This window comes from Histidinibacterium lentulum, assembly GCF_003789055.1.
Lineage (GTDB): Bacteria > Pseudomonadota > Alphaproteobacteria > Rhodobacterales > Rhodobacteraceae > Oceanicola > Oceanicola lentulus.
This window is the reverse complement of sequence record NZ_ML119086.1, coordinates 110,843-124,603: the sequence shown is the minus strand read 5'-3', so window position 1 is coordinate 124,603 and position 13,761 is coordinate 110,843. Positions and strand designations below refer to the sequence as shown.

The following is a 13,761-nucleotide window of genomic DNA, read 5'->3' as shown; positions in this document are numbered from 1 at the left end:
GTGTACTTGGCCTAGATGGCCGGGGACCCGGACGCAAGGTGCCGGTCCAAGGCGCATCGGCTGAACGAGGGTCAGGCCCGGTCAAGAGGGTGAGCCCCGGCGAAACGGGGTCCGCAGGGGCGACAGCGGTGCGCGGACGCGTCCGCGGGCAGAGACGACGGACGGGAGACGGGCAGGCATGGCCGAGCGGAGGGTCAGGACGGCGCTGGAGCGCGGGGCCCGCGGTCTGGGGCTGGCGCTTGCGCTGGCCGCGGCCACCGGTTGCACGCCGCTCTACCGCACCCATGGGTTCGTGCCGTCCCAGTCTGAGCTGATGATGCTGGAGCCCGGCATCGACACGCGAGACAGCGTGACCGAGACCTTGGGCCAGCCGACTGCCGGCGGGGTGCTCGACGAGCGCGGATTATATTATGTCCAGAGCCGGTTCCGCACGGTCGGCCCGTTCCAGCCCCAGGAGGTCGAGCGGCAGATCGTGGCCATGGCCTTCGACGCGGAGGGCATCCTGCGCAACATCGAACGCTACGGTCTCGAGGACGGCCGCGCGGTGCCGCTCGAACGCAGGGTGACCGACGCCGGGTTGCGCGACACGACCTTCCTGCGCCAGCTCATGGGCAACTTGGGCAATTTCGACGCGACCCGGTTCATCGGCGACGAGGACTGAGGCACAGGATCTCGGAGGCCTGCCCGGACGGGGCAGGCCTGCGGCATGACACTGGCCGCGACGCTCCCGGGCAAGGCAGGTCGGAACCTCACCGGTGGCCTCAGGCGCCCTCGGGCTTGAAGATGAGCGCCACGCCGTTGATGCAGTAGCGCAGTCCCGTGGGCGGTGGCCCGTCGGGGAAGACGTGGCCCAGATGCGCGTCGCAACGGTTGCAGTGCACCTCGGTGCGGCGCATGAAGAACGACCGGTCCACCTGCTCGCCCACGGCCGTGCCCTCGACGCCGTCCACCGGCTGCCAGAACGAGGGCCAGCCGGTGCCGCTCTCGAACTTGTGGGCCTGGTCGAACAGGGGCTGGCCGCAGCAGACGCAGGCGAATACGCCCGCTTCCTTGGGGAAGTCGTCATGGGTGCCGGCCCTTTCGGTGCCGTGCTTTCGGGTGACGCGGTAGGCCTCGGGGCTGAGGGTGGCGCGCCATTCGGCGTCGGTTTTCGTGACCTTGTCGAGTGTGCTGTCCATGGGCAACGGAGTATCCTTTCGTCACAGTCCCGCTTTATATGGTGCGGAATGGTCGGGTTCACAGGGAGGCAGCCGGATGGGCCCTGGGCTGCGCGAGGGACGCTACCGGTCCCGCATCGCCGAGACCGCGGAGGATCTGCGCGCGGCGCAGGCGCTGCGGCACCTGTGCTTTCGCGGCGGCGAGGGGCTCGACGCCGATCCGTTCGACGACCGCTGCACCCATGTTCTGATCGAGGAGCGGGCGGGCGGGCGGCTGGTGTGCTGCTACCGACTGCTGCCGCTGAGCGGCGGGGCGGAAATCGGCGGGAGCTATTCGGCGCAGTTCTACGGGCTCGAGCGGCTGGAGCGCTTCGAGGGGCCGATGGCGGAGATGGGCCGGTTCTGCATCCACCCCGAGGCGCGGGATGCCGACATCCTGCGCGTGGCTTGGGGCGCGATGACCTCCTGGGTCGATGCCCGGGGGGTGGAGCTGCTCTTCGGCTGCGCCTCTTTCCGCGGGGTGGAGGCGGAGGCCTATCTCGACGCCTTCGACATGCTGGCCGAACGGCATCTCGCGCCAAGGCGCTGGCTGCCGCGGGTCAAGATGGCCGACGTTGTGCGCTTTGCCGAGCGGTTCCGCAGGCTGGGGCGGCAGACCGCGGACCGGCGCGAGGGGTTGCGGCGGATGCCGCCGCTCCTGAAGACCTACCTCGCCATGGGGGGCTGGGTGTCGGACCATGCGGTGGTGGACCGGGACATGAACACGCTCCACGTCTTCACCGGGCTGGAGATCGCGGCCGTGCCCCCCACGCGGGCGAGGGCGCTGCGGGCGCTGGCAGGGTAGTGCGGGGCGCCGCGCTCTGCACGGCGACCCGCCGGGGGCTCTGCCCCGTCGCCATCGCCTCTCGGACCAATGGCGCGGAGGGGTGGCCCGGGGGTGCGGCCCGGCGCCCGTGGGCGAGTTCAGGAGGGGGAGGGCAGGATGACCTCGGTTTCGGTGACGACAAGGTCGAGGGGGGCGTCGAAGGGCTCGAGCGGCAGCGTCTCGGTTTCCTGGGCGGCATAGGCGAAGCCGATGGCGAGGACCGGGCCGCGGGCGCGGAGCGCGGCGAGGGTGCGGTCGTAGAAGCCGCCGCCGTAGCCCAGGCGGAAGCCTGCGCGGGTGAAGGCCGCGAGCGGGACGATCAGGACCTCTGGGGTCATGGGCCGGGGCTCTCTGGGGACCATGGCGCCGAAGGGGCCGGGGACCATGGGCGTGTCCGGGGTCCAGAGATGGAAGTCGAGCGGAGCGCCCTTCGCGCGGATCACCGGGACGCCGACCGAACCGTGGCGGGCGGCGAGGGCCATGGCGGGGCGGGGGTCGATCTCGGTGCGGATCGGCATGTAGCCGGAGAGCGGCCGGCCGCGATGGGCGGCCAACGCTTCGATCAGCGGCGCGCAGGCATCGTCCGGAGCCTCGGCATGGGCCGCGGCGCGGCGGGCGAAGGCGGCGCGGCGGGCAGCCGTCTTGGCGGCGCGGACCGCGTCCGGCGTCGCACTGCTCGCCGGAGGTCCGGGCTCCTCCTCCCCGCTCACAGCAGGATCGCCGCGCCGAGGCCGAGGAAGACGAAGAAGCCCACCACGTCGGTCACCGTGGTCACGAAGGTTCCCGAGGCGAGCGCCGGGTCCACCCCCGCCTTCTCCAGCGCGAGCGGCACCACGGTCCCTGCGAGGCCCGCCACCAGCAGGTTCGCCACCATGGCCACCGCGATCACGACGCCCAGCATCGGCCCGCCGAACCACAGCACGCCGATGACCCCCATCACCAGCCCGAAGGCGATGCCGTTGAGCAGGCCCACGAGAACCTCGCGCCGGATCACCCGCCAGGCGTTGGAGCCGGTGAGGTCCTTCGTGGCGATGGCGCGCACCGCCACGGTCAGGGTCTGGGTGCCCGCGTTGCCGCCCATCGAGGCCACGATGGGCATCAGCACGGCGAGCGCCACATAGCCCGCGATCGCCTCCTCGAAGAGAGAGATCACGAGGCTCGCGAGGATCGCCGTGGCGAGGTTCACCGCAAGCCAGGGCAGGCGGCGTTTCGTCGTGGGCCAGACCTTGTCCGCGACGGTGGTCTCGCCCACGCCGGCCAGGCGCAGGATGTCCTCCTCGTGTTCCTCGGACAGGACGATCATCGCGTCGTCGATGGTGATGACGCCGACGAGCCGCCCGTCGTCATCCACGACGGGCGCCGAGATCAGGTGATACTGGTTGAACGCATAGGCCACCTCGCCCTCGTCCTGGCTCGCGGGGATGGTACGGAAGGTCTCCTCGCGGATGTCCCAGAGTTTCACATAGCGGCGCGAGGACATCATCCGCCCGAGCGTGACGTTGCCCACCGGCTTCATCCGCGGATCGACGAGGATGACGTGGTAGAACTGGTCCGGCAGTTCGTCGGGATGGGCGCGCAGGAAGTCGATCATCTCGCCCACGGTCCAGTGCTGCGGCGCGCGCACCACCTCCACCTGCATCAGCCGGCCGGCGCTTTCCTCGGGCCAGGAGAGCGCCTTTTCCACCGCGACCCGGTCGAGCGGGCTGAGCGTGTCGAGCACCGCCTCCTGGCTCTCCTCGTCGAGGTACTCGACGAGATCGACCACGTCGTCGGACTCGAGCTCGCGAACCGCCTGGGTGAGCTGCTCGGGGGAGAGATAGCCCAGCACTTCCTCGCGGATCGTGTCGGCTATCTCGCTGAGGATCTCGCCGTCGATGCCGCCGTGCCAGATCTCGATCAGCGTCCGGCGCTCGTGGCTCTCGATCTGTTCGAGGAGATCGGCGATATCGGCGGCGTGCAGCGGCTCCATGAGCCGGTCGATGGTCGCGGCGTCCCGCGCCTCGAGCGCCGCGCGGAGCTCGATGAAGAGCTGCGGGCGGAGCGCGTAGGCGTCGTCGCCCTGGGGGTCGAGAAGGACTTCCGGTTCCATGACCGGCACCATAGGCCGGTCAGCCCGGTCCACAAGTGAAAGCCCGATTTACGCGGCATCCGTCCCGCCATAGGGTCCGCCCCATGACTGGCGATCTCCTTCTGGGTCAGACCCTCGGCTTCACCGGCGATCCCTTCGCGGCGCCCTGGGAGGAGGTGGCGGTGCATCGTCGCCGCGGCGGGGTGCTGGTGGATCGGGGCCGCATCCGCGCGGTGGGCGAGGCGGACGCGCTGCGCGCCGCCCATCCGCAGGCGCGGGTCCATGACTACGGGCAGGCGCTGATCTCTCCGGGATTCGTCGATGCGCACATGCATTATCCGCAGACGCCCATCGTCGCCTCCTGGGGCAAGCGGCTGATCGACTGGCTCAACGGCTATACCTTTCCGCAGGAGGCGCGGCTCGCCAATCCGGCGGTGGCGGGCGAGGCGGCGGAGATGACGCTCGATCTGGCCGTGGCCCACGGCACCACGACGCTGGCCTCCTTCTGCACGATCCATCTGCATTCGGCGGATATCTTCTTCGAGGCGGCCGCCGCGCGGGGGATGCGCGTCGTGGCGGGGCGCACCTGCATGGACCGCAACGCGCCCGGCGATCTGCGCGACGATCCGCGCTCGGCCCATGACGAGAGCCACACGCTGATCACCAAGTGGCACGGCAGGGGCCGGGCCACCTATGCGATCACGCCGCGCTTCTCGCCGACCTCGAGCCCCGAGCAGCTCGAGGCGCTGGGCGCGCTCTGGGCCGCCAACCCCACCTGCCTGATGCAGACCCACCTGAGCGAGCAGACCGACGAGGTGGCCTGGGTCCGGGAGCTTTTCCCCGACGCGCGGGACTATCTCGACACCTACGAGCGGTACGGTCTCCTTGGGGAGAGGGGGGTCTATGGCCATGCGATCCACCTCGAGCCGAGGGAGATCGACCGGCTCGCCGAAGTCGGCGCGGCGGTGGTGCATTGCCCGACCTCGAACGCCTTCATCGGATCGGGGCTCTTCGACATGGGCCTTGCCCGCCGCCTGGCGGTCGGCCTCGCCACGGACACGGGGGGCGGGTCGTCCTTTTCCATGCTGCGCACCATGGCGGCGGCCTACGAGATCGCCCAGCTGAGGGGCGCCGCGCTCCATCCCGCCGAGCTGATGTGGCTCGCCACCGAGGGATCGGCGCGCGCGCTGCATCTCGGCGGCGTCGTGGGCCGCCTCGCCGAGGGCGCGGAGGCCGATCTCGTGGTGCTCGATCTGGCCTCCACCCCCGCCATCGCGCAGCGGGCGGCGCGGGCGGAGAGTTTCTGGGACATGCTCTTTCCCACGATCATGATGGGCGACGACCGCGCGGTCCTGTCGGTCTGGATCGGCGGGCGCGAGGTGGAGGAGGAGAGACCATGAGCGGCATCCCGGCGGCGGTCCTGAGCGCGGGCATCCTCGCCAGCGCCTTCTTCTACTGGGTCGATATCCCGGTGATCTACCAGGTCACGCTGTGGGACCTCTTCGAGCGCAATTCCGCGGCGGTCTGGGACGCGCTCCGGGGCGGCGACCTGCACTGGAGCCTCTGGGTCTTCGTGCTCAGCTTTCCGGTGGCGGCGGTCTCCACGCTGCTGAACCTCGGGGGCCTCGTGCGGCCGGTGGCGATCCTTGCCGGCCTGATGCCCCCGGTGGCGATGGGCGGGGCGGTGTTCACTGCGCGGGACCGGGTGGTGGAGCTTCTCGGCCGGGTGCCGGGAGAGGCGGGTCAGCTGAGGGAACTCATGGGTGTCGGCGTCTGGATCTATCTCGGGGCGGGTGTGCTGCTGATGGTCGTGGCCGCGACCACGCCGCAGCGCTACAGGGGCTGACGAGGCTCAGCAGGGCCGCGCGAGGACCATGACCCAGTAGCCTTCCGCCCCGGCGAGGCCGTAGTCGGTGAAGCCCGGCATCAGCAGGTTGCGCCGGTGCGCGGGGGAGGCGAGCCAGCCCGCGAAAGCCGCCTCTCTGGACGGGATGCCGTAGGCGATGTTCTCCCCGAGGGCGCCCCAGCAATAGCCCGCGGCCGAGACGCGGTCCGCCGCCCGGCTGCCGCCCGCGCCGCGGTGTCCGTAAGCGCCGGTGGCCGCGATCCAGTCGGCATGGCGGCGCGCGACCGCATCGAGCACCGGGGCGCGGCGCAGCGGCGGGGCTCCGGTGCGCGCCCGGGCGGCGGTCAGCTCCGGCGGCAGGGCGGAGGCGGTTCGGCCGGGGGCCGTGACGGCGGATGCGGGCGCGCCTCCGCCAGGCGCCGGCGCGGGCGCGCAGGCGGTCAGGGCGAGGCTCGCGATGAGGGCGGGCAAGACAAGGCGCATGGTGACCAGGGTCCCCTCCGGTTCGAGGCGGTCTAACCCGATCCGGAGCGCGGGCGCAGCCCCGCTCCGGACGAATCGGCGGTCGCCCGCCACCCCGCGCCGGGAAGGCTCAGCGTTCGGCGCCCATGATCAGCACCCAGGTATCGTCGGTGCGCCCGATGCCGAAGTCCTCGGCCTGGGGCGCGAGGATCACCGCACGGTGGCTCCTGCTGTCGAGCCAGGCCTCCATCGCCTCGTCGCCGGTATCGTAGCCCTGCGCGATGTTCTCGCCGATCCACGAGTAATCGTAGCCGGCGCCCAGTGCGCGCGTGGCGATGGTGCTGCCGTCGAGTCCGATGTGCAGGTTGTCGCCGGAGGCGATGGTCCGGCCGTTCCCCACGATGTCGGCGGTGTAGGACTGCGCCACGTCGTTGAGGATGTCATGGGCCGTCACCAGTTGCAGCTCGCCGCGCACATCGTTGAGCAGCATGCCGAACTCGGTCCGTTCGACTTCGGTGATGGCGGTGGCGAAGCTCGACTGGACATCGGGCCGGCTGGCCGCCTGCGCGAGGGCGTCGGCGGCGAGGGTGTCGCCTGCCCCGCCGCCAGTGCCTGAGCCGGAGCTGCAGGCGGATACGGCGAGGGCGGCTGCGAAGAGTGGCAGTCTCATGTGAGCAGATCCCCATTTGCTACGGGACCTTTCGACCATTCCAATGCGACACGAATGGGCCGTGCCGGGGATGGTTAGCGGGCAAGATTGCGGGCGAGGGTTCCCGCCCTGGAAACGGTTGCGGCGAGGTCGATGGTTTTGATCTCGCCGCCGGCCACAATCGGGCGGCCGTCCACGAAAAGGTCACGAACCCGGTCCGGGCCGGCGAGGGGAATCGCGGCGGGGTCCCAGCTTCCCGCGCCGGAGAGGGACGAGCCGTCCCAGACCGCGATATCGGCGCGCCAGCCGGGCGCGATGCGGCCGCACTCGGTGCCCCGGCCCAGCACCTCCGCGCCGCCGCGGGTTGCGAGCCGCAGCGCCGCGCGCGCGGAGAGCGCGTCCGCCCCGCGCGCGACGCGCTGCAGCAGCATGGCCTGCCGCGCTTCGCCGATCAGGCTCGCCCGGTCGTTGGAGGCCGAGCCGTCCACGCCGAGCCCGACGGACACGCCCGCATCCAGCATCGCACGCAGGGGCGCGATGCCCGAGCCGAGACGGCAGTTGGAACAGGGGCAATGCGCGACGCCCGTCCGCGTGGCGGCGAAGAGATCGATCTCGGCCGCGTCGAGCTTCACGCAATGGGCGTGCCAGACATCCGCGCCGGTCCAGCCCAGCTCCTCGGCATAGGTCCCGGGCCGGCAGCCGAACCTTTCCAGCGAAAAGGCCACGTCCTCGTCGTTCTCGGCCAGATGCGTGTGCAGCATAACGCCCTTGTCCCGCGCCAGCAGGGCCGTGTCGCGCATCAGCTCGCGGCTGACGGAAAAGGGCGAACATGGAGCGAGGCCCACACGCACCATTGCGCCGGGGGAGGGGTCGTGGAAGCGGTCGACCACCCGGATCATGTCGTCGAGGATCGCGGCCTCGGGCTGAACGAGGCGGTCCGGAGGCAGGCCCCCTGCGCTCTCGCCGATGGACATGGCGCCTCGTGTGGGGTGGAACCTGAGGCCGATCTCCTGCGCCGCGGCGATCGTGTCGTCGAGCCGCGCGCCGTTCGGGTAGAGATAGAGATGATCCGCCGACAGCGTGCAGCCCGAGAGCGCCAGCTCCGCGAGGCCCGTCAGCGTCGCGACATGCATCTCCTCGGGGCCGAAGCGCGCCCAGATCGGGTAGAGCGTCCGGAGCCAGCCGAAGAGGAGCGCGTCCTGCGCCCCGGGCACGGCGCGGGTCAGGGTCTGGTAGAGGTGGTGATGGGTGTTCACGAGGCCCGGCGTGACGATGGAGCCCGCCGCCTCCAGAACCTCCGCGCCTTCGGGCGGGGCAATGCCCTCCGCGACCTCCGCGATGACGCCGTCCCGGATCAGGATGTCGAGCACGCCCTCGCGGCCCGCCTCTCCGGGGCCGTCATCCATGGTCAGGACGTGGCCGCCCCGGATCAGACGCTCAGTCATCGAGCGCCGCCTGAAGCCGCTCCAGCGCCTCGGCATGGATGGCGGCATTGGCCGCGGCGATCACCTGCCCGCCGTCCTGCGCGGGCTCTCCCTGCCAGTCGGTGACGATCCCGCCCGCGGCCTCGATCACCGCGACGGGGGCATGGATATCATAGGCCTGAAGCCCTGCCTCGATCACGAGGTCGGCCTGTCCCAGGGCCACCAGCCCGTAAGCGTAGCAGTCCATCCCGTAGCGCGTCAGCCGCGCGGCGCCCGCGACCGCGTGAAAGGCCCGCGCCTCCGCCGGGCTGCCGACCTCGGGAAAGGTGGAGAACAGCGTCGCCTCCGAAAGGGGGCGTGGCGCGCGGGTGGCAAGGCGGCTCTCGCCGTGGGGCCCAAGAAGCCGTGCGAGCCCCAGCCCGCCCTCAAACCGCTCTCCGATATAGGGCTGGTCGATGATCCCGAATAGCGGGCCGCCCGCATCCGCGACCGAGATCAACACGCCCCAGGTGGGCGTGCCGGCGAGAAAGCCGCGTGTGCCGTCGATCGGGTCGAGCACCCACGTCAGCCCTGAGATGCCCGTCTCCCGGCCGTATTCCTCGCCCATGATCGCGTCGTTCGGGCGTTCATTCGCGAGGATGGCGCGCATCGCCCGCTCGGCGGCGCGGTCGGCCTCTGTGACCGGATCATAGGCGGTGGCGGATTTCGTTTCGTCCCCGGACATCGCGGTGCGGAAGTGGGCCAGGGTCTCCGCCCGTGCGGCCTCGGCGCAGGCCCGCGCCGTGTCGATGATCTGCCGTGCTTCGGCCTCGGTCAGCCGTGCCATGCCTCTTCCCTTCGCGTTCGGGCGGCCTCGCATCGGACCGCCGGCCCCGGATAGCGCGGCCTGCCGCGATGGGAAAGGCGCAGGGGTCGTCAGGCCGCCTGGCTGAGGACGCGGGCCAGTTCGAAGAGCTGTTTGCGCTGATTCTCAGGCATCGCGTAATAGGACCGCAGCAGCTCCAGCGCCTCGCGGTCGCTCAGAAGATCGCCGGGCATGTCCGAGGCCGGGACCGGTGCGTCCTCGATCCCGTCGAAGAAGAAGGACACCGGCACGCCGAGCGCATGGGCGATGTCCCACAGCCGGGACGCGCTGACCCGGTTCATTCCGGTCTCGTATTTCTGGATCTGCTGGAACTTGATCCCGACCTTCTCGGCCAGCTGCTGCTGCGTGGTGCCGACCATCCAGCGACGATGCCGGATGCGCTTGCCCACATGTACATCAATGGGGTGTTTCATGACCTGAACCTTTCCCTGCAACGCCCCGCCGGGCCAACCGGCACGGCAACGGGCGCGTGCTGATCAACAGGTGCACCAGATTGCCGGTGGACACGCAACGGTTGCATGGCGGCACCTAACCTAAAAGATAGTCAATCAGTGCGTGTATTGTTCGACCAGAGGTTGTACGATCGGAGGTGTAATCCCGCTTCACAGTTCTCGCCTTCAGTGAAAGTCGCGGCTCTTCGGGATGATCCGCACGTCCCGTGGATGACCCAGCGTCGGCGGCTCGGGCGAGCGGGCGCTGCCCTGCACGGGACGGTTGACCTCGTCCGCCCGCGCCATCGCAGGCGCCAGCCCGTCCGGCGCCAGCCGCAAGAGCGCGTCGGAGCGGTCCTCGAGCCTGCGGGCCACGACGTGGATGATCTCCACGTCGCGCTGCACGTAGCCGTGGATCACCATCAGCCGCGCCTGCATCACCACCTTGCGGAAGGTCTCCAGCACCTTGGGCCAGATCACGAGGTTCGCGGTGCCGAACTCATCCTCCAGCGTGACGAAGCAGACGCCCTTGGCGCTGCCCGGCCGCTGGCGGATCAGCACGAGCCCGGCGAGCTTCACGGACTGGCGGTTGCGGCTCTGCTGAAGGGTCTTCGTCGAGGTATAGCCCTGCCGGGTCAGGGATTTGCGCAGGAAGGCCATGGGATGGGCCTTCAGGCTCAGACGCAGGGTCTGGTAGTCGGCGACCACCTGCTCGCAGACCGGCATGGCGGGAAGGGGGACAGGCCTTTCGGCGCCCTCGTCGCGCATGTCGCGGAAGAGCGGCAGGTCGGGCGCGTCCCTCAGCCCCCGCGCCTCCCAGAGCGCCTGCCGGCGTTCGAGGAACATCGAGCGCATGGCGTCGGCCTCCGCGAGCCTGCGGATCTGCCCCGCCTTGAGCCCGCCGAGGCGCTGCAGCGCCTCGAGGTCCGGGAAGGGCGCGTCGCGGACGGAGAGCATCCGGCGGATGTCCTCCTCCCTGAGCCCAGAGACCTGCCGCAGGCCGAGACGCACGGCGAAGGTGGCGGGGGCGTCACTGTTCGTCCGGGAGCCGGGTGGGTTGGAAACCCACCCTACGGAGGGCACATCCGCTGCTTCGGTCGAAGGCGGCCCATAACCCCGCACCGCCGGCTCGAGCCCGCTGTCCCAGTCCGAGAAGTTCACGTCCGGCGCGCGGACCTCCACGCCATGTTCGCGCGCGTCCCGCACGATCTGGGCGGGGGCATAGAAGCCCATGGGCTGGGAATTCAGCAGCGCCGCGCAGAACACGTCCGGGAAATGGCACTTCAGCCAGGAAGACACATAGACCAGCAGCGCGAAGCTCGCCGCGTGGCTTTCGGGAAAGCCGTATTCCCCGAACCCCTTGATCTGGTCGAAACAGCGCCGGGCGAAGTCCTCGTCATAGCCGCGCGCCACCATGCGGCCGACCATCTTCTCCTCCAGCGCCCCGATCGTGCCCTTGGAGCGGAAGGTCGCCATGGCCTTTCTCAACTCGTTGGCCTCGGCGGGAGAGAACTTGGCCGCGTCGATGGCGATCTTCATCGCCTGCTCCTGAAAGATCGGCACGCCCAGCGTCCGGCCGAGGATATGCTTCAGCTCCTGCGGATCGTGGGGCGGGGCGGGGGAGGGATACTCCACCGCCTCCTCGCCCGACCGGCGGCGCAGGTAGGGATGCACCATGTCGCCCTGGATCGGGCCGGGCCGGACGATGGCCACCTCGATGACGAGATCGTAGAATTCGCGGGGGCGCAGCCGCGGCAGCATGTTCATCTGCGCGCGGCTCTCCACCTGGAAGACGCCGACGCTGTCGCCCTTGCAGAGCATGTCGTAGACCCGCGCGTCCTCCTTCGGCACGGTGGCCAGCGTCCAGCGCTGCCCGTAATGCGCCTCTATGAGATCGAAGCACTTGCGGATGCAGGTCAGCATCCCGAGCGCGAGGATATCGACCTTGAGGATGCCCAGCGCGTCGATGTCGTCCTTGTCCCATTCGATGAAGGAGCGGTCCGGCATGGCGCCGTTGCCGATGGGCACGGTCTCGATCAGCGGGCGTTCGGTGAGGATGAAGCCGCCCACGTGCTGGGAGAGGTGCCGCGGCATTCCGATGAGCTGCTGCGCGAGCAGGATCGTTTTCCTCAGGAGCGGGTCCGACAGATCGACGCCGGCCTCGGCGGCATGGGCATCGCCGACGGTCTTGCCCCAGGACCCCCAGACGGTCTTCGCGAGCGCGCCGGTGACGTCCTCGGACAGGCCCATGACCTTGCCCACCTCCCGGATCGCCGAGCGGGGGCGGTAATGGATGACGGTGGCGCAGAGCCCCGCGCGCTCCCGCCCGTATTTGGCGTAGATGTGCTGGATCACCTCCTCGCGCCGCTCGTGCTCGAAATCGACGTCGATGTCGGGCGGCTCCTTCCGCTCTTCCGAGACGAAGCGCTCGAAGAGAAGCTGGTGCTTCGCCGGGTCCACGGCGGTGATCCCGAGGACGTAGCAGACGGCCGAATTGGCGGCCGAGCCGCGCCCCTGGCAGAGGATCGGCGGGGAGGCCTCGTGCCGCGCGTAGCGGATGATGTCGTGGATCGTCAGGAAATAGCGCGCGATGTCGAGCTTCTCGATCATCGCCAGCTCCTTTTCCAGTACCGCGCGGGTTTCCCCGGGAATGCCCTGGGGATAACGCCAGGCCGCGCCCTCCCAGGTCAGCGCCTCGAGATGGGCCTGCGGGCTGCGGTCCTCGGGGATCACCTCGCGCGGGTATTCATAGGCCAGCTCGGTCAGATCGAAGGAGCAGGCATCGGCAACGGCGCGGGCGGCGGCGAGCGCATGGGGCCATTCGGTGAAGAGCCGCGCCATCTCGGCGGGGCCTTTCAGATGCCGCTCGGCATTCTGCTCCAGAAGGACCCCCGCGCGATCGAGCTTGGTCCTTTCGCGGATGCAGGTCATCACGTCCTGCAGCGGCCTGCGCGCGCGGGTGTGGTAGAGCACATCGTTGGTGGCGAGGATGGCAAGCCCGTGCCGCCCGGCGAGCGCGTCGAGCCGGTTGATCCGCGCCCGGTCATCTCCGCGGTAGAGATGGCTCGCCGCCAGATGGGAGAGCTGCGGCAGGCGCCGCACCATCCCCGGCAGGGCGCGCGCGAAAGTCTCCAGATCGGCGGGGGGAACCGCGATCAGGATCGAGCCCTCGGCATGGGCCGCGAGATCCCCGAGGGTGATCTGGCACAGGCCCTTCTGCTGCCAGCGCCCCTCGGGGTCCTGCATCCGTCCCTTCGAGATCAGCCGCGCAAGCCGGCCATAGGCCTCCCGGTCGCGCGGATAGGCGAGGAAGACCTCCCCCGAGACAAGCTCGAGCCGGGTGCCGATCACCGGGCGCAGCCTGGCCTTCTTCGCCTCGGTATGGAGCCGCACGACACCGGCGAAGGAATTGAGATCGGCGATCCCCAGCGCGTCGTAGCCGAGCGCCCAGGCCTCCCGGGCGAGGTCGACCGCGTCCGAGGCGCCGCGCAGGAAGGAGAAGCAGGAGGCGAGGCCGAGCTCGACGAAGCCCGCGCGGGGGTTGGGCCGGAACTCGCCGTCTTCGGGCAGCGTCCGCCTCGGGTGCTGATGATCGGTCTCCGGCATGGCGGCGGCCTAGGATGCGGAGCGCCTGCGGCGCCCACGAGACGCCCGCATCCGCCTGCGGCGGACTGCGGGCAGCGTGGGGGGGCGCTGCCCCCCACGACGAAAGCGCAGGGCGCTTTCGCCGCTCCCCCCGGGAATATTTGAGGCCAGAAAAAGCAGGGGCGCGGCGCGAAGCCCCCCGGCGGCGCAATGACCGCCGGGGGACCTTTTCCTGGCGCGGTCATCGGCGTCCCCGCCTGTACCGCCCCGCCAGACTGACCGCGCGAGGTTAACAAAGGATGTCCACCCATGGCGTTTTTCTGGCCTGAAATATCCCGGGGGCGTCGAAAGCCATCGGCTTTCGACGGAGGGGGCAGCGCCCCCCTCCTGCCCGGGCCCGCCGCAGGCG

At 70.2% G+C, this 13,761-nt stretch carries 13 protein-coding genes; 4 read left to right on the top strand and 9 right to left on the bottom strand.

Annotation, left to right across the window (positions count from 1 at the left end):
• Positions 1-178 precede the first annotated feature (178 nt).
• Complete coding sequence (locus tag EAT49_RS12875) at positions 179-661, top strand: outer membrane protein assembly factor BamE (protein WP_123642742.1); 483 nt, start codon at positions 179-181, stop codon at positions 659-661.
• 100 nt (positions 662-761) lie between these two features.
• Here the strand turns inward: EAT49_RS12875 and msrB are convergent, their stop codons facing one another.
• Positions 762-1,178 carry a peptide-methionine (R)-S-oxide reductase MsrB gene (msrB, locus tag EAT49_RS12870; protein ID WP_123642741.1) on the bottom strand — a complete coding sequence of 139 codons (417 nt, stop codon included), beginning with the start codon at positions 1,176-1,178 and terminating at the stop codon, positions 762-764.
• Positions 1,179-1,254: 76 nt separating this feature from the next.
• On the opposite strand from msrB, the gene EAT49_RS12865 reads away from it, so the two are divergent.
• Positions 1,255-2,001: a GNAT family N-acetyltransferase gene (locus EAT49_RS12865; RefSeq protein WP_123642740.1), complete on the top strand. Its 747-nt coding sequence runs from the start codon at positions 1,255-1,257 to the stop codon at positions 1,999-2,001.
• Between the two features lie 119 nt (positions 2,002-2,120).
• On the opposite strand, the gene EAT49_RS12860 is transcribed toward EAT49_RS12865, so the two are convergent.
• Positions 2,121-2,732 (bottom strand): 5-formyltetrahydrofolate cyclo-ligase, encoded by a 612-nt coding sequence (locus EAT49_RS12860; protein ID WP_123642739.1) that lies wholly within the window; start codon positions 2,730-2,732, stop codon positions 2,121-2,123.
• A complete protein-coding gene (mgtE, locus tag EAT49_RS12855; protein WP_123642738.1) occupies positions 2,729-4,111 on the bottom strand; it encodes a magnesium transporter in 1,383 nt (460 codons plus the stop codon). The genes EAT49_RS12860 and mgtE overlap by 4 nt, the downstream gene beginning before the upstream one ends.
• Positions 4,112-4,194: 83 nt before the next feature.
• Here mgtE and guaD point away from each other — a divergent pair, with 83 nt between their 5' ends.
• Both guaD and EAT49_RS12845 read left to right on the top strand, forming a co-directional pair.
• Positions 4,195-5,490, top strand: a complete 1,296-nt coding sequence (gene guaD, locus EAT49_RS12850; protein WP_123642737.1) for a guanine deaminase — start codon at positions 4,195-4,197, stop codon at positions 5,488-5,490.
• Positions 5,487-5,936: a hypothetical protein gene (locus EAT49_RS12845; RefSeq protein WP_123642736.1), complete on the top strand. Its 450-nt coding sequence runs from the start codon at positions 5,487-5,489 to the stop codon at positions 5,934-5,936. The genes guaD and EAT49_RS12845 overlap by 4 nt, the downstream gene beginning before the upstream one ends.
• A 6-nt stretch (positions 5,937-5,942) precedes the next feature.
• On the opposite strand, the gene EAT49_RS12840 is transcribed toward EAT49_RS12845, so the two are convergent.
• From EAT49_RS12840 to EAT49_RS12815, 6 genes are all read right to left on the bottom strand, one after another.
• On the bottom strand, positions 5,943-6,419 hold the full coding sequence (locus EAT49_RS12840) for a CAP domain-containing protein (protein WP_123642735.1): 477 nt from the start codon (positions 6,417-6,419) through the stop codon (positions 5,943-5,945).
• Positions 6,420-6,528: 109 nt separating this feature from the next.
• On the bottom strand, positions 6,529-7,068 hold the full coding sequence (locus tag EAT49_RS12835; protein ID WP_185020748.1) for a CAP domain-containing protein: 540 nt from the start codon (positions 7,066-7,068) through the stop codon (positions 6,529-6,531).
• A gap of 74 nt (positions 7,069-7,142) precedes the next feature.
• Positions 7,143-8,492, bottom strand: a complete 1,350-nt coding sequence (locus tag EAT49_RS12830; protein WP_123642733.1) for an 8-oxoguanine deaminase — start codon at positions 8,490-8,492, stop codon at positions 7,143-7,145.
• Positions 8,485-9,297 carry an inositol monophosphatase family protein gene (locus EAT49_RS12825; RefSeq protein ID WP_123642732.1) on the bottom strand — a complete coding sequence of 271 codons (813 nt, stop codon included), beginning with the start codon at positions 9,295-9,297 and terminating at the stop codon, positions 8,485-8,487. The genes EAT49_RS12830 and EAT49_RS12825 overlap by 8 nt, the downstream gene beginning before the upstream one ends.
• Positions 9,298-9,386: 89 nt before the next feature.
• Positions 9,387-9,749: a helix-turn-helix domain-containing protein gene (locus EAT49_RS12820; protein ID WP_123642731.1), complete on the bottom strand. Its 363-nt coding sequence runs from the start codon at positions 9,747-9,749 to the stop codon at positions 9,387-9,389.
• A 204-nt stretch (positions 9,750-9,953) separates the two neighbouring features.
• Positions 9,954-13,373 carry an error-prone DNA polymerase gene (locus tag EAT49_RS12815; RefSeq protein WP_123642730.1) on the bottom strand — a complete coding sequence of 1,140 codons (3,420 nt, stop codon included), beginning with the start codon at positions 13,371-13,373 and terminating at the stop codon, positions 9,954-9,956.
• Positions 13,374-13,761: the final 388 nt, after the last annotated feature.

What these genes read in the sequence shown, in the direction of transcription:
- EAT49_RS12830 (WP_123642733.1), bottom strand. Translation starts at nt 8,492, where the DNA reads ATGACTGAGCGTCTGATCCGGGGCGGCCACGTCCTGACCATGGATGAC.
- EAT49_RS12825 (WP_123642732.1), bottom strand. Translation starts at nt 9,297, where the DNA reads ATGGCACGGCTGACCGAGGCCGAAGCACGGCAGATCATCGACACGGCG.
- EAT49_RS12845 (WP_123642736.1), top strand. Translation starts at nt 5,487, where the DNA reads ATGAGCGGCATCCCGGCGGCGGTCCTGAGCGCGGGCATCCTCGCCAGC.
- EAT49_RS12815 (WP_123642730.1), bottom strand. Translation starts at nt 13,373, where the DNA reads ATGCCGGAGACCGATCATCAGCACCCGAGGCGGACGCTGCCCGAAGAC.
- EAT49_RS12875 (WP_123642742.1), top strand. Translation starts at nt 179, where the DNA reads ATGGCCGAGCGGAGGGTCAGGACGGCGCTGGAGCGCGGGGCCCGCGGT.
- EAT49_RS12840 (WP_123642735.1), bottom strand. Translation starts at nt 6,419, where the DNA reads ATGCGCCTTGTCTTGCCCGCCCTCATCGCGAGCCTCGCCCTGACCGCC.
- mgtE (WP_123642738.1), bottom strand. Translation starts at nt 4,111, where the DNA reads ATGGAACCGGAAGTCCTTCTCGACCCCCAGGGCGACGACGCCTACGCG.
- EAT49_RS12835 (WP_185020748.1), bottom strand. Translation starts at nt 7,068, where the DNA reads ATGAGACTGCCACTCTTCGCAGCCGCCCTCGCCGTATCCGCCTGCAGC.
- guaD (WP_123642737.1), top strand. Translation starts at nt 4,195, where the DNA reads ATGACTGGCGATCTCCTTCTGGGTCAGACCCTCGGCTTCACCGGCGAT.
- EAT49_RS12820 (WP_123642731.1), bottom strand. Translation starts at nt 9,749, where the DNA reads ATGAAACACCCCATTGATGTACATGTGGGCAAGCGCATCCGGCATCGT.
- EAT49_RS12865 (WP_123642740.1), top strand. Translation starts at nt 1,255, where the DNA reads ATGGGCCCTGGGCTGCGCGAGGGACGCTACCGGTCCCGCATCGCCGAG.
- msrB (WP_123642741.1), bottom strand. Translation starts at nt 1,178, where the DNA reads ATGGACAGCACACTCGACAAGGTCACGAAAACCGACGCCGAATGGCGC.